Below are 22,690 nucleotides of genomic sequence, written 5' to 3'. Positions count from 1 at the left end.
TACTTTCTTGGATTTAGAAGTATACCAGTTGGCGCATAAATTTGCGATGAAGATATTTGAGATAACGCATCGTTTTCCTCCTGAAGAGAAATATTCATTGACAGATCAGATCAGGCGTTCTTCCCGGTCAATTGCGGTTAATACAGCGGAAGGATGGGGAAAACGGCTATATGTTGGTAATTTTAAACGTCATTTGGTAGATGGGATGGGCTCATTAGAAGAATCGAAATCGTGGTTGCTTTTTGCCAAAGACTGTAATTATATAGCCATTGATATATACAATCAGTTATTTGCTGAAGCTGAAGTATTAGGTTCAAAACTTCGTCGGTTATACGATAACTGGAAAGATTTCAATACCTAGTAATCGTACCTCATACTTCTTACTTCTTTAAGTTAAACCCGTATTCTAACAATAAATATGAATAGCTTCGAAGATTTATCAAATCAATTTTCTAAATATTTCAACGTTCGACATTTTCCTACAGAACCAGCCAGCTTATACGATGCCGATGAATATTTTTTAAACCTGGGTGGCAAGCGGGTGCGACCAGTCATGTGCCTGATGGGCAATGAACTGTTCGATGATATAAATCCCGATGCCTGGCCTGTGGCTGCAGCGATAGAGCTGTTTCACAATTTTACCCTCATTCACGACGACATAATGGATAAGGCGCCATTGCGCCGCAACCAGCCTACCGTACATGCAAAATACGGCGAGAGCACAGCCTTGCTTTCGGGCGATGTGATGCTCATTGTTGCGTATGATTACCTTAATAAAGTAAGCACCGGTTACCTGCATCAGGTGATCAGGCTGTTTAACAGAACCGCCAAGGAAGTGTGCGAAGGCCAGCAACTGGATATGGATTTCGAGAAACAGGAAACGGTTCAGCTGGATGAATACATCAGGATGATAGAACTGAAAACCTCGGTTTTGCTGGCCGCCAGTTTGCAGCTGGGGGCCGTTTTAGGCGGGGCCGGACAAGCCAACCAGGAACATATTTACGATTTTGGCCGCAACCTGGGTATCGCATTCCAGATACAGGATGATTACCTCGACGCTTATGGCGATCCTGCAAAGTTTGGAAAACAGCCCGGTGGCGATATCATGGCCAATAAGAAAACCTTTTTAATGATCAAGGCCCTGGAGTCGGCCAACGCGGCCCAGTTGAAAGAATTAAAACGGCTGATGCAGGAAAATCCCGAAGACAAAGTTGCCCGCGTATTATCGGTTTTTGATGATTGTGGGGTTAATAAATGGGCCGCCAACCTCAAGGAAAAATATATTGCCGAAGCATTTGAACACCTCGAAGAAATGGCCGTGGTTTCGGTACGGAAGGAACCACTACGTGAGTTAGCACACTTCCTGGTGCAAAGAGAGCATTAGGTTCAAAAATGAGCGATTTTGGGATTTCTGGATTTTGAGATTTATCAGAAGGCTAAACCTAGTTGAAATCTAAAAATCCCTACATCTCAAAATCAGAAATTGCACGTTGGGCCTTCCATTATAATCAATCATTATACTAACATTCATTCGTATTTTTTAGTATTTTGCCCGCTTAAAACTTACTGCCAACATGCCAAACTCTTTGTTTCGCACCAAAAAAATTGAATCTATTTTAAAGGAAGGAAGCGACGACGGGCATGGAGCTACCGGGTTAAAGCGGGTGTTGAATGTACGCGATCTTACCTTTTTCGGAATTGCAGCGATCATTGGGGCGGGCAGCTTCAGCAGTTTGGGCGATGCCTGTTTTAAAGGCGGTCCGGGCGTAGTGGTATTATTTATTATCTGCGGTATTGCCTGTGCTTTCACTGCATTTTGTTATTCAGAATTTGCGAGCCGTATTCCGGTTGCCGGCAGCGCTTATACCTACGCTTATGCTTCCTTCGGCGAACTGTTTGCCTGGATCATTGGCTGGGCGCTTATCATGGAATATTCCATTGGAAATATTTACGTGGCTTTTTCATGGAGCGATTATTTCACCTCCTTTCTGCACAAAGTGAATGTGCATATGCCCGATTACCTAACCTGTAGTTACCAGGAAGCAAAAAAGGCATTTCTGAATTATAGAGAACTTACTTCCCCTGAACAATTGGAGTTTTTGAAGAACCAGGCCAATGCAGAATTAATAAATGCCTGGAATAATTGTCCGGTAGCGGGTTCGCTGAAAATGATCTTCGATCTGCCGGCGCTGGTCATCAATGTGCTTATCACCACCCTGGTGTATATAGGAATAAAAGAATCGCGCAATTTCAGTAATGCCATGGTGATACTGAAGCTGGCCGTGGTGGCGCTGGTAATTATTGTGGGTGCTTATTACATTAATCCCGACAATTGGTTTCCGGTAAATGATGCGGGTGTAAAAAACTTTATGCCCAATGGTTTTGGCGGGGTGATGGCAGCCGTGTCAGGCGTTTTCTTTGCGTACATTGGTTTTGATGCGGTGAGCGTGCTGGCCGAAGAAAGTAAAAATCCCCAGCGCGATCTTCCCCGGGGCATGACCTATTCGCTGGTGATCTGTACGGTTGTATACATTCTGCTGGCATTGGTATTAACCGGTGTGGTGAACTATAAGCAATTTGAAAACGTAGGCGATCCGCTGGCAAAGATCTTTGAAGTAAAGAATGTAGGCTGGATGCAATTACTGGTTTCGGTTTGTGCAGTGATCGCCATGACAAGTGTGTTACTGGTTTTTCAAATGGGGCAGCCCCGTATTTGGATGAGCATGAGCCGCGACGGATTGTTACCACCCGTATTTCAGCGCATTCATAAGAAATATAAAACGCCCTCCTTTGCAACCATACTTACCGGCGTGGTGGTTGGTTTACCGATCCTGTTCACCGATAAAACTTTTGTACTGGATTTTACCAGTATTGCCACGCTGTTTGCGTTTGTACTGGTTTGTGGTGGCGTATTGCTGATACCGCGGAAAGAAAAAGAAGCAGGTCGGTTCAATATGCCCTATATCAATGCACAGTTTATTTTTCCGTTGTTGATACTGGCAGCTATTATTATTCTGGCTGTGTGGGCGCCCGGTTATTTTTCAGACATACTCAATTTTAATTTTTCGGCGAATGCAGATTATGCAGCCAATAAAGTGAGCTTTATGGACCTGGCCACACCGAAAATTTCGCTGATCATTTTCTGGTTGTCCTGCATTATCCTAAGCATATTTGCCCTTGTTAAAAAATATTCGCTGATACCCCTGATGGGTGTGGCTACCTGTTTATATCTTTTAACGGGTATGACAAAAAGCAACTGGGCCTGGTTCCTGGGCTGGTTGTTGTTGGGCCTTGTGATCTATTTTTTCTACGGCTATAAAAAAAGCAGGCTGGCCAATGCAGAACAGGGTTAGAACCGTATGGGAACAACTGGCCGCGAAGTATTGCCATGACGCTGCATTGATTGACCGGTTTTACCAGGAGATAGAAAGGAAGTATACCACTTCGCGCCGGCACTATCATAACCTGCAGCATTTAGAGGCATTATTGCATTTATGCGAAGTGTATTCTACGCAGTTGCACGACCGGGATGTGGTGGAGTTTTCGGTCTTTTATCATGATCTCATTTACAATGTACTTCGAAAAGACAACGAGCCGCGGAGTGCGCAGGTAGCGGTAAAACGGTTACGGGCCTTATCGGTTCCACCCGAAAAAACGGAACAGGTAAGACTATACATTGAGGCTACCCAAACGCATAAAGTTACTGATGCCGTAAAACATATTGCTGACCTGCAATTATTCCTCGATTTTGATATGTCGATCCTTGGCGCTGAATGGGCAAAGTATGAAGCCTATACGCAGCAGGTGCGCCGCGAATACCGCATTTACCCCGACAAGTTGTATTATTTCGGCCGCCTGCAATTCCTGGAACATTGTTTACAATCGGAATCTATTTTTCAAACAGAAATTTTCAGGGAATTGTATGCAGGAAGGGCCAGGGAGAATATTAAAAGGGAAGCAAGAGAATTATTTTAAGTAATAATGTGATGTAAAAAGAATATTATTATGTTGAAATACAATGATTTAATCGAAAAAATTAGTGATAAGAAGGCAGAGATGATAATAAGGCCTCCTATGTAATTAAGCTTTGTTTGTTTGATACTAAACCCTGTTTTTTCTCCCTTCTTACAGCTTCCTTCCAACTTCGACCGCTCCACCTTAACTTTGCAGCTTATTAATTAAAGAAAGCACCGATAGGCTGCGATTTAGCAATCAAACAATTACCGATGAAATTTGAGGTTGGCGATAAGGTTGTGGTGAACCAAACGAACGAAGAAGGGGAAGTAATAGACATCATTAACGAAAAAATGGTGATGGTGGAAGTGCGGGGTGTGAAGTTCCCCGCCTACGTAGATCAGCTTGATTTTCCATATTTCAAGCGATTTACCGAGAAGAAGCTATTTCCGCCAAAAAAGGAAAAGCAATTTATTGATGACGTGCCCCGGGAAAAGAAAAAGATCACCCAGCGGGTGGTTGACGGGGTATGGCTCACATATATTCCGGTGATGGTCAATGATGAATTTGGGGACGACATTGTAACCGAGTTAAAGGTTCACCTGGCGAACCGTACCGAACATGGCTACCTGTTCACTTATAAATTGAACTATGCCGGCGAAACCAATTTTGAGCTGATGAACCTGCAGATACATCCTTTTGAAGATATTTATCTGCACGATGTACCTTTTGAAAACCTGAACGACAGCCCGGTTTTTAACTTTGAATTCTCCCTGCTTACACCCAACAAGCACAAGGCTGACTATTATGAAGCTTCCCTCAAATTAAAGCCCAAACAGGTTTTTACGCGCATTGAAGAGGTGCGCAGGAAAGGGGAGGCTACGTTTTCCTATAAATTGTTCGATGAATATCCGGGCCGGCCATACGAAGACAAACCCTCGGGGCTCGATCTCTCGAGCCTGTCAAAGGCCGGGTTTAAGATCTATGATGCCAGCAAAGTGCGGCAGAACCTGGAGGCGGCAAAATCGGAGGTCGATCTGCATATTGAAAAGCTTACGCCCGACTGGGAGTCGATGAGCAACCTCGAGATCCTGACGTTACAGTTAAAGACCTTCGAAAAATACTTCGACCTGGCCATAGCGCACCGGCTTCCATGGCTTATTGTTATTCATGGGGTGGGAAGTGGCAAGCTGCGCGACGAGATCCATGAAGAGCTGAGGTTACGTAAAGAGGTTAAGAGTTTCACCAACCGGTATCATCCGGCGTATGGGTATGGGGCTACGGAGATCTATTTTGGGTATTAAGCCCCAGCTCCCTGAAGGGGGTAAGCGTGTTACGCTGCGCTTGCATGTTTACGAAGCAACTCAGTAACAATTAATTACCTTTACAATTAACTACAAACCGGGCTATCGCCTCCCGATTTATCGGGAAGAGGAAAGTCCGGACAGCATAGGGCAATGTACCGGTGAATAGCCGGGTCCTTTTCCGCAGGGGAGAGGAACAGACAGTGCCACAGAAAATTACAGCTTTCATCCCGGCCATTGCGGTTGGGGTTTGTCTTCCCGGCTCAGCCGGGAGGAGAGTGATGGTGAAAACGTGGGGTAAGAGCCCACGGCTTTGCCGGGTGACCGGCGGGGCGGGTAAACCTTGCATGCTGAAATGCCATGTATACCAGCGTTGAAGAGCGGCTCGTTCGATCCTTCCCGATTTATCGGGAAGAACGTTGGGTGGGTAGGCAGAACGATCCAGTCAGTAATGGCTGGGCAAGATAAATGATAGCCTCCCGGTAATTATCGGGATACAGAATCCGGCTTACAGGTTTGTAGTTAATTTTTTTATTGAAGCTTTCGGTTTTTGTGATGTATAATCAGAAACAGATCCCTGATTTATCCCCAACGAAAAGGCTTTACTTATTGATAATTACTGCTATACACATCAATGGGTTGAACAATCCCATTTCAGGCACCATTTTTGGATTTTTGTAATCGCTTCCATTACCTATACAGATAAACGCGCGTTCGCGTTGAACCAGTTACTACCTTATCCATCGCAAATGGCTGCATGCGCTTCCCGGCCATATACAAGTGCTTTTATCCTGTATTTCCAATGAATATTCCCCCCAATAACACTTTATCGTAGGGCCTGTTTGTAACCGTAAAATTCGCCTTATGAGGAACATTAGTTTCACCCTTGGATGCACCTTTGTAGCATTTCTTGCCGGCCTTCTCATACACTTATATAGTAAGCCTTCACGCAATGTGGCCAAAGAAACCGGTATTCCGGTCACTGCTACTGAATTATATGCACAATTTTCTTCCGATCACATACAGGCCAATCAGGCCTATCTGAATAAAGTACTGCAGGTAAGCGGTCAGGTTCTCACCATTAAAAATTCACGGTATGCGGGGCCGGTAGTGATATTGAATACCGGCGACCCCCTGTTTGGGGTAGCCTGCTCATTAAGCCAGGTAGAACCTGGCGCCCAACCGGTAAAACCTGGTGAGAAGATCACTGTTAAAGGTATTTGTACCGGGTATTTAAGTGATGTGGTTCTTAGCAATAGCTGTTTGGTCAATTAGATAATAAGATAATTCGATAATGTGATAACGAAATACCGCATTTAATGAATGCTAACGCATGCGCATCGCATTTATAGGAACTGCGCGACCTTGAAGCATTATCACCTCATCTCATTGTGTATTCCGTACTCTCGCCGGTGCAAAGTGTGGGCGTCATGGGCTACGACGACCCACCTTTGCCTGGCAACTAGTGGTCACACTTTATTATTTTATTCTAACAGCGATACCTACCTGTATGTGACTCGATTTCCACTCGTAGCGATCATCAATATCATTTATATTATTAAGGCCTTTATTGAAGCGGGCATAAAAACCAACGTTACTCAAATTTACCTGAAAACCAAAATTGGCGCTTACTTCAGAATTTTTAAAAGCTTCCTTACCTTCTTTTATCAGGTCTTCATCATCATATATCTTATAGCTGTATTGAGGGCCGGCCAGCACACTGAGAAAGTTATTTATGTTATAACGCAACAGCAACGGCACGCTCACTGTACCCAGATTTACATTATTGCCGGCAGCACTACGGCCTGAGTTAACGTAATAAGTTAAAAAATCATCGCTCTTCTTATAAGAGTTCCAGGAGTATAACAACTCGGGTTGAATGGCCAGGTGTTTAGTGATGTTATATTCAGCAAAACCGCCAATTTGAAAGCCGGGTGAAAATTTATTCTTTATTCCTTCTCCTTTCATCGTAGAATAATTTGCATCGAACTTGGGACCAAAATGCCATGTTTGCGCCTTTGCCAAAAAGGTTGTTCCCAACAAAGCAGTGCATACCATTAAAGACTTCATCATAATACGGAATTTGTTAAAGGGCTTGCTTGTCATGTAATGAATGTGTTTTGAATGATGTTGTGAGACGGTCAAAAATATTTACCAGGCTTTCATGTTAAAAGTTATAATCTATCAACGCCGGTAAATAATAGACAAAAAAGCAGATTGTTACGATAGTAGCAATAATAATATGCCCGGTTAACGAGCGTTTAACTACTGGGATAGTGTGATGTGTGGGATGGTTGGGATCGGGGATCGATGAGATGAAGGGATTGCGGGATTTGGGATCATGAGATGATAGGATGAGTGGCATAGTGTATTATCCCACTCATCCCATTGATCCCAAAAATCTCAGTCGTTATTTGAGTTGAAGTTATGGCGGCGCGCCGGCTGCGGTGGCTTTTCATAATAAGACTTTTTAGCCTGAATGATCGCTTTATCCCTTTCATGTTCCAGCTCATGGATCTGCTTTTTCCGTTCTTTACGTTTTATGCTTTTGTCGTGCCTTACCTCCCAGATCTGGTGGTTGTAATCATTATTTATTTCCTGTATTTGCAGATCGAGTTTGGAAGGCGCAGGCCGGTTATAGCGATAGCCATAACCATATCCATAAGGATAACCTAATGGAGGATACCCATAAAATGGAGAATATCCATAGTATGGATATACAGGAAAATACCCGCCGATCCCTATTGATATCCTTGGCCTTGCATAATAGTAACCGCCATGATATTGCGCCGAAACACTCATAGCCATCATGATCGACAGCCCACATATTAAAAGCTTTTTCATAAATGTGCGATTTTAAAAATACAACCAAGAAGTTACGAAAAATAATCAGGAAGGGTTGGGATGAAAGTGAAATATTTCCTTAAACATGGAATGAGTATCGATGAACTGCCCTATTTTTTCGACGAAACCCTTAATATTCTTCCATTATAATTGTTATATAACGTTGCGCAGAGAACGAAGAAAAAGTAACGTCAAACTTTTTTGATTGAATGAATTAAACCCTGCCGCTAAAATTTATTCAATGTTTTGATTGATTGAATTAAACGCTGGCCCCCAAAATTATTCAATGAAAAAAATTGTTAAATGGAAGGCCTTTATCGTTTCGATCCGGAATCCAAAGTATGGATCAGAAAAAACTATGAAAACCAAATCGAATATTCTGATGGTGCAGCTGTTGAAACAGCCATCTATGAGCAGCTAAAAAAATGTAGTGACGTATCGGTGCTGTCTGATGAACTGGAGTCACATATTCATGACTGGATAAGTTTATGTTTTTTCTCAAAAAAAAGAGCCAACCTGCTTCGCCCCTTTACCGCCCTGTTCAAGGGGAAAACTATACTTGAGGTTGGCTGTGGCGGCGGCGCCATAACCCGTTTTTTAGGTGAGTGCTGCGCACAGGTGTATGCCATTGAGCCCAGTTTGCGCCGGGCCAGCATCGCTGCAGAGCGTTGCCGCGATCTGAACAATGTTACTATAATCTGTGATGACATCGCTCATTTCCAAAGTAACCGCGTTTTTGATGGCATAATACAGGTAGGCGTGCTGGAATATGCTACACGGTATTCGCAGGAAACTGATGCTACCTTTCAATTCCTGGTTCACCTGAAAAAATATTTAGCCGCCGATGGTTTTTTAATTACTGCTATAGAAAACCAGTTGGGGTTAAAGTACTTCTCCGGCTTTCAGGAAGATCATGCCGGCGTTATCATGCATAGCATAAATAATAACTACAAACCCGGCGAAGCCACTACCATGGGCAGGAAGAAGCTGCTGAATGTTTTTGAACAGGCAGGCTTTGGAAAAAATGAGCTGTTCCTTCCTTTTCCTGATTATAAAATGCCCACGCTGGTATTTTATCCCGGGTTCAACGAAAAAAATGAACGTTGCCAGGTAAGTATTGAAAGCATTCTGTCGAACATTTCGTACCAGGACCAGCAGCAGAATATGCCCCTGTTCTCACTCGACAAAGCATTGCCGCTAATTGCACAGAATGACCTGTTATACGATCTCAGCAATTCCTTTTGCATTTTTTCACAGAATACTCCTGAGCATAGGATCGATGAAGAGGTGCTTTTCGCCTTCTATCGCACCGAACTTAAAAAAGAATATTGCAAACAAACATTATTCAGGCAGCAGGGCGATACGGTTAAAGTGGTAAGAAATTACTTAACCGATGCGTTGCGTGCCGAAGGGTTGATCTCGTTTGATCAGGAAGAACCTGCTTATTCGGGCATCCTGCACCATTATGGTCTGGTTGAAACAATAAACCGCAACCACTGGACAATTGAACAGGCTGGGGAGTGGTTATTGACCTGGTTCAATTGTTTAAAGATGGAACTGGCCGGCACATATGGTTTTAAGGATGCCGATTTTTCACGCATTGGGCTGAAAGTAAAAAGCCGGTACCTCGATGCATTGCCCATTAACCTCATTATGCAGGATGATGGCTTCCGGTTTATTGATCTGGAACTCGACCTGCACGAAGATGTTGAACTGGGTTATATTATTTTCAGGGCCGTGTATGTTGGTTTGTCGAGATTATCGAGCGTTGCACCGCCGGCAGATATGAAATATAGTGAGGTGGAGAATATCCTCTACGCTTTGTTTGCTTACCTGGGCTTTACACTGAATGATTCCCTGCTCGATAATTATTATGAAAATGAAGCGAGGTTAACCCGTAGCGTGACCCCTGTTTCCATTACAACAGTGAAAGGCGCGGTTTCAAGGTTGCGGGTGCGGCCTGTTATAAACGAGATCAGTGAATCGCATAATCAAATTCAGTCGCTGCAAATGAAACTGGCTTCGCTCGAGGGACAACTGGTAACCCTGGAAGGTGAGCTTGATCATAAACAGGCCGATATCAACAACCTGTATGTACAGGTACACGAAAAACAAAATCACATCGCCGGTTTGTATCATGAAATACATTCACTGTCAACCAGCCGCAAAAGAATGGTAAAACAATTAATAAAAAGGACATTGCCTTTTCTACACTCATTTTTTTAAAAGATTAAAAAAATATTAAAGGGGTATTAAGCTGTCACCAGGCAACAGGCAATAATCAAATTGTCTATTGCCTGTTGTCTATTTATCCATACATTTACCTGAATGGATAGATTGCTTGTACCATGAATCATTTACCAACTGTAGATTTAACAATTATTGTCCTGTATTTTGCCGCCATGATAGGTGTGGGAATTGTGTTGAGCGGAAAAAATAAAGGGTCTGAACAATATACGGTAGCATCCGGCGCCATTCCGGGCTGGGCTTTGGGCATGTCGTTCTATGCTACTTTTTTAAGCGCTATTACATTTTTGGGCGATCCCGGAAAATCATTTGGAGCTAACTGGAATTCATTTGTATTCAGTTTGTCGATGCCATTTGCCGCATTTATTGCTTCGCGGTTCTTCGTTCCTTTTTATCGCAACAGTGCCGCTATCAGCGCGTATACGCACCTGGAAGAACGGTTCGGCCCATGGGCGCGCACCTATGCCATGATCTGTTTTGTATTGATACAGCTGGCCCGCATGGGAACTATTTTCTATTCCATTGCCCTTACACTGAAAGCGCTCACCGGTTTTTCGATGCCGGCCATCATGATCACCACCGGTATCTGCATTATTGTTTATACCATGATGGGTGGTATGAAGGCGGTCATCTGGACAGAAGTGTTTCAGGCCATCATTAAAACCCTGGGCGCGCTGTTGATCCTTTACCTCATTGTTTCGCAACTCGATGGTGGTTTTAATTATATCATTGAAACCGGTAAGGCAAATGATAAATTCAGTTTGGGCAGTTTTAATTTGACGGGGTTTTCGATGTCAACTTTCTGGGTCATCTTCCTGTACGGCTTTTTTATCAACCTCAATAATTTCGGGATCGATCAAAATTATATCCAGCGGTATCATACGGCGCGCAACAGCCGCGATGCCAGCCGCAGCATCTGGATGTGCGTATTGTTCTATGTGCCGGTGAGCATGCTGTTCTTTTTTATTGGAACCGCATTGTTTGCTTTTTACCATCAGCATCCTGATCGAATGCTGACGTTGCAGCAACAGGTTTCAGTTGAAAAGAATATTGCCTTACAAAACCTGACGCCGGCCGATTATGGCGACCGGGTGTTGCCCTATTTTATGCGCAATGAAGTGCCCCGCGGCTTGCTGGGTTTGATCATCGCCGCTATTTTATCGGCCGCCATGAGCACTATGAGCAGTGGAATGAACAGTTCGGCCACCGTTTTTTTGAAAGATATTTACCTGCGGTATTTTAACCCCAACGCTTCGTCAAAAGCGCAGATGCGGGTGCTGTATCTGGCTACGGCCGTTATGGGCGTAATGGCCATCAGTTTTGGTATTGGGATGATCGGGGTTAAAAGTTTGCTCGACGCCTGGTGGAAGCTGGCAGGCATATTCTCGGGCGGCATTTTAGGGTTGTTTTTACTGGGTTTGCTGGCCCGTAAAGCCCGGAACATGGAAGCCGTTATTGCCGTCATTATAGGGGTGCTGGTGATCATCTGGATCACTTTTTCGCGGCAGTTGCCTGATAATTACGCATGGCTGCGCATCAATTTGCACGCCAATATGACCATCGTCATTGGAACCCTGACTATATTTTTGACCGGCAGGGTTTTAGCCGGTTTGCGCAAGCCCAGCTAATTGCCCACCTCCGCCAGGGCTTCGGCGGGCAATGCAGGTGTGATCAGGATGATACTTCGGCAGAATCACTATATCTTCATTTTCAATAGCCTGGCAAGGCATATTAAATAACGGATTTTAATACGGTAATTGTCTGTAATACAATATTTACTTTTTAATTTTAGAAGGCGGAAGCGCCTGAAATCTTAATAACAACACACAAAATAAATCGGATGGAAAAAAGATTTGTTCCGGTAATGATAACACCGTTCAACCTGAAGGCCAAGATCGATTTTGATATGGTGGAACGGTTGATCGACTTTTACCTGGCGGCTGGTGTTAGTGGTTTTTTTGCAAATTGCCTGAGCAGTGAAATGTACAGCATCAGTGAAGATGAGCGGCTTGAATTAACGGCCCATATTGTACGGTATGTAAATAACAGGGTACCGGTGGTGGCTACGGGTTCGTTCGGGCTCACCATTGAAGATAAAGCCGAGTTCAGCAAAAAGATCTATGATACCGGTATCGATGCCGTAGTGTTGATCACCGGTCATTTTGCCAATGTGGATGACAGCGATGATATTTTGTTGAAGCGGTTCGATAAAATGTTCTCTTTAACGCCCAACATACCCATGGGTACCTATGAGTGCCCTGCGCCTTACAAACGTATTTTATCGGCCGGGGTGTTTGAAACATTATTGTCATCGGGCCGGTTGAAATACCATAAGGATACCAGCATTGATCTTGACAAAGTGAAGGAGAAGCTGCAGATCGCCAATGTACCGGGGTTCGACTTTTTTGATGCGCATACACCCAATGCCATGTACAGCCTGCAAATGGGCGCACGTGGCATGTCTTCAATAAGTGGTAATTTTTATCCTGAAGTGCTGGTCTGGATGTGTAATAACGCGAATGACCCATCAAAGCAGGAAGATGTGAAATGGCTGCAATCGGAGCTTACCCGGGTTGACCCGCTGATACACCAGGCATATCCCATGAGCGCCAAATATTTTCTGCAACTGCGCGGCTTACCGGTGCGTACTATCAGCCGGGCCTATGTGCAGGAATTAACGCCGGCACAAAAAGAGGTGCTTAAAGGTATTTATGACAGCTTTACCCAATGGTGCAGCCGGTTGAATATAACGCCGGTAGATACCCGTGGAATAATGGAGCCGCAGATATTACCTGATCCTGCGATATAGTAGGAGATGAAACAGGAGGTAAGATGTAGGAGGTAAGAAGAGTTTGAATTTTGTATTTCCTACTCGTACATCTTATTTCTTACTTCTCAACCCTATATTCACACAGTATCCAATCAAAATCATAAGTTTTTAAAATAACAAAAGCCTCCCGGTGTATCGGGAGGCCTTGTCAACATAACCTAAACAACCAGGTAAGAACTAAGCTTACCTCATACTTCATAAACCTGTGATCACAAAATTTCCATTTGAATAGGTCATTGGATTAACTAGCGCTTATAATAATCTTTTTTGGCCTGCAGAATGTCATTGTCGCGTTCGTGTTTCAGCTCATGTACTTTTTGCCGTCTTTCCTTGCGGGAAAGGCTTTCATCATGCCTGGCAGACCATATTTTATCCTTATAATCGTTTTGGATATCCTGTATTTCCAGGTCGAGCTTGGTAGGCCGTGAACCATAATAGTATCCCGGAGGATAAGCATACCATGGGCTATACCATGGGTAATATGGACCGAAGCCGTAACCATAGCCTAAACCAACACCTACTGCAACATGGGTTCGCGGGTAATGAGGAACCACCCGTACCACTTTTTGGGCCGATGCATGTAAGGTTATACCCAATGCAAAGATTATTATTAATGATACTGTTTTCATACTACTGGTTTTTATTCCTTTATAAGACTTCAAAAAGTACGCTAGGGTTAACTGAAAAAACCAATGATAACATTTCACTAACAAAACCATATTTAAAAAGCTGGAGATGTATGAGTTATGCCCGTGAATAATTAGCGGTATTTTACCTTTTCCTGATACAACTTTAATGCTATTTTTATAACTACCAGTTTAATATAATTCGTTATGAATGATCAGCAATTAAGCGGTAAATGGGTAGGGGCCTATTCCTACGGGGCCGATTATGGTGAACCGGTTAAAGGCAAAACGGTTGCTTTTGAAATGGAGATCACAGTTGTTAATGGAATTATAATGGGCGAATGCACCGATGGCGAGGCCACTGCTCATTTTAAACAACCCGCTATTATTGAAGGTTCTGTAAACGACCAATACATCAGTTTTATAAAGTGCTACCCCCATTACTGGCAACATGAAATGGAAGGCCCGCGGTTCCTGCCAAAATTGCCTTCCCAACAGATCAATTATTCAGGCACATTTGTAAATGACCGGTTTGAAGGAGAATGGGAGATCGTTACCACGGTGATGGATGCACAGGGTGAGGCAGTTGCCTACAAGGGAGTGGGAAGCTGGTTCATGAAGAAGAAATAGGAGGTAGGAGGTAAGAAGTAAGAAAAGTCTGAATGATGAGCCTCGCTATTTGTTTGAGCCCCGAATATCAGGAACTTCCTACTTCGTACTTCCTACTTCTGTATCCTATTATTTCTTATGATGCTTTTTGTTTGACTAAATTTCATTTCTTCTTCGCAATAGCCGCATTGATGGGCGCCCGGTCAACATACTGGATCATTTCATCTACTTTCATCTCATTGTTATAGTGCATATCGATATGTACCCAGAACGTTAGTGATTCATTGTTTTTATAAGTAGCCTTTACCTGGTACCAGCTTAACAGCCAGGTGCCCTGGGTTTCTACCGACTGCGGCTGATTCACTTTTACCGGAAGCCAGATCTCTTTACTGGTTTCAAGGGATTTAACCACATTCATCCGGCGATCTTTCCAGTATTTAGCGATCGCTTCCTTTCCGGCCAAACTATCTCCTGACGACCACCTGAGTACAACATTATCAGCAAATCCACTGACCCAGCCGTCAATATCACCGCTGGCAAATGCAGCCAGTGATTTCTTTCCCATGTCAACATACTTCTGATCGGCAAATTCTACAGGTGGTGGTGTTTTAGTGGTTTCACTGGCTATTGCCGTTGATGCCGGTGTTGCTTTTTCTGCTTCGTTTTTACAGGATGCAATCATAATAAGGCAAATTGTTCCCAAAAGGATTGTTCTCATAATTCAATTGTTTATGGGTTATTAAAAAGGCAGGGTGGGAAGTTTTTGTAGAGGGGATGGCGCCGGATTAAAAAGATAAGGTGTATCTAATATATGGATAATGTAATAGTTTATCAAAAATAATGTCCTGTAACCTGCTTTATTATAGAGTTTTATGACCTGCGTCACAAAAAATGCCGTCCAAAACATACTAAAATAAAAACAAACAGCTGTTTGCATTATCCTTTTTTAAATATTATATTCACATATACCTAAAACTCCCTACCCATGAAACTCCAGAATCATCTTGCTGTCGGCATATGGGCTTTAATGGCTGCCTGCTCATCAGCCTCCACACCCAACACGCCGGATATCAGTAACAGTTATGCAGTTAATGCTACACCACCTTCTGATCAGGCTTTTAACAAACAACCTGCGGGCACCATCCTCAATTTTTTAAGATGGTATCGTGCTAATGTACCACAGCTTAAAAAGATACAGTTGGTGAGTCATTCAACCAACCCTGATTCTTTGCAGTATTATGTTGTCAATGAAACAGGTACCGAGCAATACCTGGCGGCTATGCAAAAAAGCGGGTTTGTTTCTGACGAATACATTAACCGCTGGCGTTCGTATTTCAGGAAATGTAACGACGACCTCAAAAAGTCGCCCCAAACGCAGGCGCCTTTACAGGGGCTCGACTTTGACCTGGTAATGATGTCGAAAGATTGCGATGAAGACCTGGCGAAGATCGAAAAATCAACAGTCGAATTCGAGAAGCTTGCCAACGATGAGGGAAGCATTATCATTGAATTACCTTCTGCCGGGCGATTGAAGTACTGGATCTCGAAAAAGGACGGAAAATGGCTTGTAGACGATATTAAAGATATGCGCAGTGCATTGGACCAGGCGCAGAACGATTGATCATGTAAGAGTAAGAGATGTAACCTGGTTATAACCTGACCATACAGGATAGGTTTATAGGAAGGCGAATTAAAAGCAGCTTATTGCCTGTTTTTTAATTCGCTTTTTCTTTGCGATAAATCATTAGCTTTATAACCATGCTCCTTAAGAAAATATGTTACTTATTTCTGTTGCCGGCAGGTTTGATCAGTTGCACACATGAAAGCGCTGCTGTACCGGATACTATAATTAATAATCATTTGTCGTTTTCAGAAAATGAGGCTAATAATTGGGCAGTTGGTTATACTACCGGTAATACTTTAGATCCTTCTGCATTTCAGCTAATGCAATATGCCGATAAAACACAGGGGGGTCGACATGTGGCACCCTGGCCCCGGATCGGCTGGCTATTACCCCTATATTGCTCAAAACAGGGATTCCGTTACAAAAACTGATGTAAGTAACAGCTGGGCATTACGGCCCTGGGAAATAGGCATGGAGGGAAGCAACACCGGTCAATACAGTGTTTTGCGGTTTACAGTTCCTAAAATGGGGAAGTATCGTATTAAGGCGGTATTTGAGGGCGTGCATGTAAGAATATCCACCACCGATGTACATGTTTTACTGAATAGCCAGCATTTGTTTGATGCGGTGATCGAAGGCTATGGCGGCGATCCTGTTCTTCATGCCACTGTTGGCGCACATCCTTCAGCCACTTTTGAAGACTCCATTTCCCTGCAAAAAGGGGAGATGCTTTATTTCGCGGTAGGGTATGGCCCCAACGGCACTTTTTATAATGATACTACCGGATTGCTGATAACCATTGAATTGATCTAAACTCTTTTTTAATAAGAAGGAGAGCCATCTGCCGGCAGATGACTCTCCTTCTTATTTTATATTAGTCCTGAGTAGTCGAAGGATTACGCTTCTTCTTCAACATACGAGCTCACCGGCTCACAGGTACAGATCAGGTTCCTGTCGCCAAACGTGTTGTTCACTCTTGCCACGCTGGGCCAGAACTTATTTTCACGAATGTATGGTAACGGGAAGGCTGCCTGTTCGCGGGTATAGGTATGCGCCCATTGCGAGCTGATAACCGCGTGTTGCGTATGCGGTGCATTTTTCAATGCATTGTCTTTTTTATCGGCCTTGCCTTCTTCAATAGCGCGGATCTCTTCGCGAATGCTTAACAGCGCATCGCAGAAGCGGTCGAGCTCGGCTTTGTCTTCGCTTTCGGTAGGTTCTATCATAATAGTGCCCGGTACCGGGAAGCTGAGGGTAGGCGCGTGGAAGCCATAATCCATCAACCGTTTGGCTACGTCTTCGGCTTCTATTTCAGCGCTCTTTTTGAACGGACGCAGGTCAACGATGAATTCATGGGCGCATTCGCCATTATGGTTGGTGTACAATATTTCGTATTGTCCTTCCAGGCGCGAACGCATATAGTTTGCATTCAGAATGGCGTATTCACTGGCTTTGCGAACGCCTTCGGCGCCCAGCATTCTGATGTATGCGTAGCTGATAAGCAAGATGGATGCAGAACCATAAGGCGCCGCGCTTACCGCATGCTGAATACCGTCAGCGCTTCCATTGCTTAATGCGGTTTGCTTATTGCCTATTGATACGTGACCGGGTAAGAATTTAGCCAGGTGCGCTTTCACACAAATGGGGCCCATGCCGGGACCGCCACCGCCGTGCGGAATGGCAAAGGTCTTGTGCAGGTTCAGGTGACAAACATCGGCGCCGATGAGGCCGGGCGCGGTTAAACCAACCTGCGCATTCATATTGGCACCATCCATGTAAACCTGTCCGCCATGTTGGTGAACTATATGTGTGATCTCTTTTACTGTTTCTTCATAAACACCATAGGTACTGGGGTAGGTGATCATGATGCCCGACAGGTTATTGCTGTATTGGGCGGCTTTGGCTTTCAGATCTTCTACATCAATGTAACCATTCTCCAACGCTTTTACCACAACCACTTTCATGCCCGCCATTACGGCGCTGGCCGGGTTGGTGCCGTGTGCTGAAATGGGAATGAGCATTACATTACGATGCGATTCGCCGCGGCTGGCATGATAAGCGCGGATCACGAGCAAACCGGCATATTCACCCTGGGCGCCGCTGTTTGGCTGCAGGCTGCAGGCGTCAAAGGCGGTAATGTCGCACAGGTACTGGCTCAGTTCATCGGTGATCTGCTTATAACCTTCTGTTTGATCTTCGGGTGCAAAGGGATGCATTTTGCTCCAGTGCTGCCAGCTTAAGGGTATCATTTCACTGGCGGCATTCAGCTTCATGGTACAGCTTCCCAGTGAGATCATCGAAGTGTTCAGCGACAGGTCTTTGTTCTCGAGCATTTTTATGTACCGCATCATTTCTGTTTCACTGTGGTGCGTATTGAACACCGGGTTGGTCATGAAATGACTGGTACGGGTGAGTGTATTGGGAATATTGTATAAAACGGCATCTTCACTTACATCGAAGCTGGCTACGTTATGGTCATTGGGCTGATCGAGCAGCAACAGAATATCCAGTACATCACTGAGGCCGGTGGTTTCATCGAGCGATATGCCGATGAGGTTATTGCCATAATAACGGAAATTGAATTGGGCTGCTTCTGCTTTCTGGCGAATGGTATCGGCATTGGTTGCTCTGAATACGATGGTGTCGAAGAAGCTCTTATGCAATACTTCATAGCCTTCTGCTTCCAGTTCTTCGGCCAGGGCATTGGTAAGCACCGTAATGCGTTTGGCAATGTTCTTTAAACCCGTAGGTCCGTGATAAACGGCGTACATGGCGGCCATGTTGGCCAGCAGCGCCTGGGCTGTACAGATATTGCTGGTGGCTTTTTCACGTTTGATGTGCTGTTCGCGGGTTTGCAGGGCCATGCGCAAAGCGCGGTTGTTCTGTGCATCGATGCTTACGCCGATGATACGGCCGGGAATATTGCGCTTGAATTCATCTTTGGCCGAAAAGAAAGCAGCGTGCGGGCCGCCAAAACCGAGCGGCACGCCAAAGCGTTGGGCCGAACCGAAGGCTACATCGGCGCCCAGTTCACCGGGCGGGGTCAGCAGCGTGAGTGCCAGCAGATCGGTAGCCATGGCGATATAAGCGCCGGCCTGGTGCACTTTATTGATAAAGTCGCGATAGTCTTCAATGGCGCCTTTGTCGTTTGGATATTGCACCAGCGCCCCGAAGTACTGCTGATCGATGGCAGCGGTGCGGTAATCGCCAAACACTACTTCAATACCAACCGGTACTGCACGGGTTACCAGCACATCTTTTGTTTGGGGGAAGGTGTCAACATCAACAAAGAATTTCGGGCGGGTAATATGCTCATGATCTTTATTCAGCGAATTGAAGAACATGGTCATGGCTTCGGCGGCAGCGGTAGCTTCATCGAGCAGCGAAGCGTTGGTAAGCGGTAAGGCGGTGAGGTCGCTTACCATGGTTTGAAAGTTGAGTAGGCTTTCTAACCGGCCCTGGGAGATCTCGGCCTGGTACGGCGTGTATTGGGTATACCAGCCCGGGTTCTCAAAAACGTTGCGCAAAATAACGCTGGGCGTAATGGTATCGTAATACCCCTGCCCAATATGGTTCCTGTATACTTTATTTTTTAGCGAGATGTCTTTTATCAGCTGCAGGTATTCATATTCACTGATAGAAGGTGGAATGTTTAGTGAACTGTTCATGCGTATTCCGGCCGGCACTGTTTTATCGATCAGCGCATCGAGGCTGTTTTCGCCAATGGCGTGAAGCATTTGGCGGGTTTCAGATTCAGTGGGTCCAATGTGGCGACGGATGAATTCAGTATTCTGTTGTTCAAAAAGATTCATAATCCCGTTTATGTTTGTAGTTTATATGTTTCCTAATACTTACTGGCCTGTTGGAATTTTAGGGTATAAGGCCGCAAAGTTAATACTAAACCGGCAGACTAACACCTGTTTGGGATCATTGGTGGAATGAGTGTTGAAAAGCTACTGGGAGAGAATGTGAAGAATTGTATTAATGACTGGCAGTTAATAAGTTATTGAGTTTGTACCTTTTTAAGTTCGTGAGTCTGATGAAACGCAACCCAATAACTAACAAGCTAAAAACTAATAACTTAGAACTTTGAACTTATAACCCGTTCCTCTTGTAACTCAGCGGGTACCCCGCCGTTTTCTTCTGCCCGCATTTCCTCGCTGGTTTGGCGGCTGCCGTCGTGGCTCCAGCCTGGCGGACCGAACAGATAGTTCCATTTTTCTTTAAAGCCAATGTCTTTACGGGCTACGTCTTTCCACATCTGTGTCCATTCGTGAAAGATGATCGTAAGCGGTGTTTCCTTTTCAATGGGTTTGGTGAGCCCGAATTTAATAGGTTGGTATTCCTGCTCTGTAAGTTCGGGTTGAAATGTTCCAAACATTTTGTCCCAGATGATCAGGAACATGCCCATGTTCTTATCGAGGTATTTGGGGTTCGAAGCATGATGCACCCGGTGATGGGAGGGCGTTACCAGAAAGTATTCGAGCCAGCCCATTTTATTGATCAGTTTGGTATGTACAAAAATACCCCAGATCTGTGTGGCCGAATAAATGAACACAATATCCATTGGCTTGAAGCCCATTAATGCCAGGGGAATGAAGTACAGGAACCGGTATAATGGTTGAAATACCGACGACCTGAAGCCAACTGTAAAGTTCAGATGTTCCGATGAATGGTGGGTTACATGCACGGCCCAGAAAAAGCGGATCTCATGATCGAAGCGGTGCAGCCAGTAATACATGAAATCTTCGAGCAATAACAACATTACCCAGTATACCACCACATGACTAAATGAGAACATACTGTGGCGGTACAGGAAATCGAGGATCACCACATAAATCCCGCGAAACAACAGATCGAGCAGGGCATTCAGCAACATCAGGTAAACATTGGCTGCGGTATCTTTCCAGCTGTATAATTTCTTGTGATGGTAATTGCTTAATAATAATTCCAACCCGATAATGATCGCGTAAATAGGCGTACTGGTAAGAATCAATATTTGTTCGCGCAGGGAGTTCATGTAGAGCGGGGCAAAAATAAACTTTGTAATTGAAATATCATAGTTTGGTTACCCCCATTAGTAAATCATTTACATATTACATTCTTTAATGGTTTGACGTCCTGAAAATTCTTATCCTGTTTACGCAGGTCTTCACTCGTCATGCGGCTTCTATCGTGGCTCCAGCCTGGTGGGCCAAAGAGATACATTAATTTTTGCCGGAAACTGGTGCCGGGGCGCCGCAGATCTTTTACTATAGCCGCCCATTCGTGAAAAATAAGTGTAGGTATAGAGTCGTTGTCGGGCGGGTGAACGATGCCATAACGAATAGGTTCATATTGCTGCGGTGGCAATTCGGATTGAAAAGTACCAAACAGTTTATCCCAGAAAATAAATACGGTGCCCAGGTTTTTATCGAGGTATTTGGGGTTGCTGGCGTGGTGTACCCGGTGATGGGAGGGGGTCACGAAAATATATTCGAGCCAGCCCAGCTTTTTAACTTTTTCAGTATGGGTCAATATGCCCCATACCTGGCATACGGAATACATAAAGAAGATATCCACGGGGCGGAACCCCATCAGCGCCACGGGAATAAAAAACAGAAAACTGTAAAATGGTTCCAGCACGCCGCTTCGAAAGCCCACCGTGAAATTAAAATGGGTAGAAGTGTGGTGGTTTACATGCACTGCCCAGAAGAGCCGGCATTGATGTCCCAGGCGGTGCAACCAGTAATGCATCATATCGGTAAACAGCAGCAGTATTACCCAATAGGCAACAGCATGTTGCCAGTTGAAAAAACTATAGCTGAAAAAGAAGGTGAGTGCAAGTAAACTTACGCCCCGCATGGCCACGTCTGTTAAACCTGTGAACAAGCTTAAACAGAAATTTTGAAAGGTATCTTTCCAGGTATAGGCTTTAACACCTTCGAGGTGACTCATCAATAGTTCGGCCCCGATAATTACAATGTACAACGGGGTCGATAAAAGCAACACTAATTGATCATATAGTACGTGCATAGGTATTAAAAAATCAAAAACCAAACCATGTATGTTTCACAGATAGGTTAACTTGCAGGTGAAATACAGTGAAATAAATGGCAGCACATCGTGATAAAAATGAACCCGTTCCGGGTATTGAGGATGGCAACTGGCCAAAGAAAAGTGCCGAGCACCAGAAGCAGTATAAAAATCTGTTAAAACGTGCCGACCGCAATAAAGTGTTGAAAAATTTGCCCGATCTGCATGAAGAAGCGTTTTCAAAGATCGACTGTCTGCAATGTGCCGCCTGTTGTAAAAACTATTCACCCCGTTTTAAGACGCCTGATATCAAGCGTATCAGCAAGCATCTTAAAATGAAGGAGAGTGCTTTTATTGACACTTATTTGCGGTTAGATGAAGAGGGCGATTATGTAGTGAAGCAAACGCCCTGTGCGTTCCTGGGTGCTGATAACTATTGCAGCATTTATGAAGTTCGCCCCAGTGATTGCGAACGGTTCCCGTATACCAATGAGGATGTGATACTGAAACGTCCTCAGCTGACATTGAAGAATTCCACATTTTGCCCCGCGGTATATTATGTGATGGAAAGATTGCTGGGGAATGAGAAATAAAGGAAGTAAGAGGCCGTAAGCCATCCGAAGGAATTCATGATTCA

General features: G+C 44.4%; 20 protein-coding genes and 1 other RNA gene. 14 read left to right on the top strand and 7 right to left on the bottom strand.

What is annotated here, in order from left to right; translation table 11 throughout:
- Nucleotides 1–7: 7 nt before the first annotated feature.
- The 7 genes from A3860_RS23890 (at nt 8) to A3860_RS23860 (ending at nt 6,533) form a co-directional block, all read left to right on the top strand.
- A complete protein-coding gene (locus A3860_RS23890) occupies nt 8–361 on the top strand; it encodes a four helix bundle protein (protein WP_216823497.1) in 354 nt (117 codons plus the stop codon).
- 57 nt (nt 362–418) lie between these two features.
- Nucleotides 419–1,384, top strand: a complete 966-nt coding sequence (locus A3860_RS23885) for a polyprenyl synthetase family protein (RefSeq protein ID WP_081150725.1) — start codon at nt 419–421, stop codon at nt 1,382–1,384.
- A gap of 190 nt (nt 1,385–1,574) precedes the next feature.
- Nucleotides 1,575–3,353 carry an APC family permease gene (locus tag A3860_RS23880; protein ID WP_081150723.1) on the top strand — a complete coding sequence of 593 codons (1,779 nt, stop codon included), beginning with the start codon at nt 1,575–1,577 and terminating at the stop codon, nt 3,351–3,353.
- Entirely contained in the window at nt 3,337–3,975 is a 639-nt protein-coding gene (locus A3860_RS23875) for an HD domain-containing protein (RefSeq protein WP_081150721.1), read from the top strand. Before A3860_RS23880 ends, A3860_RS23875 begins: the two co-directional genes overlap by 17 nt.
- A gap of 251 nt (nt 3,976–4,226) precedes the next feature.
- Nucleotides 4,227–5,258 (top strand): Smr/MutS family protein, encoded by a 1,032-nt coding sequence (locus A3860_RS23870; RefSeq protein ID WP_081150719.1) that lies wholly within the window; start codon nt 4,227–4,229, stop codon nt 5,256–5,258.
- An 89-nt stretch (nt 5,259–5,347) separates the two neighbouring features.
- Nucleotides 5,348–5,785: RNase P RNA component class A (rnpB, locus tag A3860_RS23865), an RNA gene on the top strand.
- A gap of 337 nt (nt 5,786–6,122) precedes the next feature.
- Nucleotides 6,123–6,533, top strand: coding sequence for an OB-fold protein (locus A3860_RS23860; RefSeq protein WP_081150717.1), 411 nt, complete (start codon nt 6,123–6,125; stop codon nt 6,531–6,533).
- 204 nt (nt 6,534–6,737) lie between these two features.
- Here A3860_RS23860 and A3860_RS23855 read toward each other — a convergent pair whose 3' ends face one another.
- Both A3860_RS23855 and A3860_RS23850 read right to left on the bottom strand, forming a co-directional pair.
- Nucleotides 6,738–7,331 (bottom strand): porin family protein, encoded by a 594-nt coding sequence (locus tag A3860_RS23855; protein ID WP_158085338.1) that lies wholly within the window; start codon nt 7,329–7,331, stop codon nt 6,738–6,740.
- Nucleotides 7,332–7,661: 330 nt separating this feature from the next.
- Nucleotides 7,662–8,102 (bottom strand): hypothetical protein, encoded by a 441-nt coding sequence (locus tag A3860_RS23850; protein ID WP_081150713.1) that lies wholly within the window; start codon nt 8,100–8,102, stop codon nt 7,662–7,664.
- Nucleotides 8,103–8,405: 303 nt separating this feature from the next.
- On the opposite strand from A3860_RS23850, the gene A3860_RS23845 reads away from it, so the two are divergent.
- The 3 genes from A3860_RS23845 to A3860_RS23835 all read left to right on the top strand — a co-directional run bounded on the left by A3860_RS23845 (nt 8,406) and on the right by A3860_RS23835 (nt 13,158).
- Nucleotides 8,406–10,328, top strand: a complete 1,923-nt coding sequence (locus A3860_RS23845; RefSeq protein WP_081150711.1) for a class I SAM-dependent methyltransferase — start codon at nt 8,406–8,408, stop codon at nt 10,326–10,328.
- A gap of 122 nt (nt 10,329–10,450) precedes the next feature.
- On the top strand, nt 10,451–11,977 hold the full coding sequence (locus tag A3860_RS23840) for a sodium:solute symporter (RefSeq protein ID WP_081150709.1): 1,527 nt from the start codon (nt 10,451–10,453) through the stop codon (nt 11,975–11,977).
- A gap of 212 nt (nt 11,978–12,189) precedes the next feature.
- Nucleotides 12,190–13,158: a dihydrodipicolinate synthase family protein gene (locus tag A3860_RS23835; RefSeq protein WP_081150707.1), complete on the top strand. Its 969-nt coding sequence runs from the start codon at nt 12,190–12,192 to the stop codon at nt 13,156–13,158.
- 266 nt (nt 13,159–13,424) lie between these two features.
- Here the strand turns inward: A3860_RS23835 and A3860_RS23830 are convergent, their stop codons facing one another.
- Complete coding sequence (locus A3860_RS23830; RefSeq protein WP_081150705.1) at nt 13,425–13,808, bottom strand: hypothetical protein; 384 nt, start codon at nt 13,806–13,808, stop codon at nt 13,425–13,427.
- 204 nt (nt 13,809–14,012) lie between these two features.
- Here A3860_RS23830 and A3860_RS23825 point away from each other — a divergent pair, with 204 nt between their 5' ends.
- Entirely contained in the window at nt 14,013–14,435 is a 423-nt protein-coding gene (locus A3860_RS23825; protein ID WP_081150703.1) for a hypothetical protein, read from the top strand.
- 142 nt (nt 14,436–14,577) lie between these two features.
- Here the strand turns inward: A3860_RS23825 and A3860_RS23820 are convergent, their stop codons facing one another.
- The gene (locus A3860_RS23820) at nt 14,578–15,132 is read right to left on the bottom strand and encodes a nuclear transport factor 2 family protein (protein WP_143774238.1); all 555 of its coding nucleotides are present in this window, start codon (nt 15,130–15,132) and stop codon (nt 14,578–14,580) included.
- A gap of 267 nt (nt 15,133–15,399) precedes the next feature.
- On the opposite strand from A3860_RS23820, the gene A3860_RS23810 reads away from it, so the two are divergent.
- Together A3860_RS23810 and A3860_RS23805 are read left to right on the top strand one after the other, a co-directional pair.
- A complete protein-coding gene (locus A3860_RS23810) occupies nt 15,400–16,035 on the top strand; it encodes a fasciclin domain-containing protein (RefSeq protein WP_081150697.1) in 636 nt (211 codons plus the stop codon).
- Between the two features lie 357 nt (nt 16,036–16,392).
- Nucleotides 16,393–16,851, top strand: a complete 459-nt coding sequence (locus tag A3860_RS23805) for a hypothetical protein (protein ID WP_081150695.1) — start codon at nt 16,393–16,395, stop codon at nt 16,849–16,851.
- A gap of 83 nt (nt 16,852–16,934) precedes the next feature.
- Here the strand turns inward: A3860_RS23805 and gcvP are convergent, their stop codons facing one another.
- The 3 genes from gcvP to A3860_RS23790 form a co-directional block, all read right to left on the bottom strand.
- A complete protein-coding gene (gene gcvP, locus A3860_RS23800; protein WP_081150693.1) occupies nt 16,935–19,850 on the bottom strand; it encodes an aminomethyl-transferring glycine dehydrogenase in 2,916 nt (971 codons plus the stop codon).
- 269 nt (nt 19,851–20,119) lie between these two features.
- Nucleotides 20,120–21,058 carry a sterol desaturase family protein gene (locus A3860_RS23795; RefSeq protein WP_081150691.1) on the bottom strand — a complete coding sequence of 313 codons (939 nt, stop codon included), beginning with the start codon at nt 21,056–21,058 and terminating at the stop codon, nt 20,120–20,122.
- Between the two features lie 65 nt (nt 21,059–21,123).
- Nucleotides 21,124–22,053, bottom strand: a complete 930-nt coding sequence (locus A3860_RS23790; protein WP_081150689.1) for a sterol desaturase family protein — start codon at nt 22,051–22,053, stop codon at nt 21,124–21,126.
- Between the two features lie 77 nt (nt 22,054–22,130).
- On the opposite strand from A3860_RS23790, the gene A3860_RS23785 reads away from it, so the two are divergent.
- A complete protein-coding gene (locus A3860_RS23785) occupies nt 22,131–22,646 on the top strand; it encodes a YkgJ family cysteine cluster protein (protein ID WP_081150687.1) in 516 nt (171 codons plus the stop codon).
- Nucleotides 22,647–22,690: the final 44 nt, after the last annotated feature.

The organism is Niastella vici (assembly GCF_002077945.1).
GTDB classification, from domain to species: domain Bacteria; phylum Bacteroidota; class Bacteroidia; order Chitinophagales; family Chitinophagaceae; genus Niastella; species Niastella vici.
The sequence above is the reverse complement of the archived record's forward strand: the minus strand, read 5'-3'. Positions and strand labels throughout refer to the sequence as shown.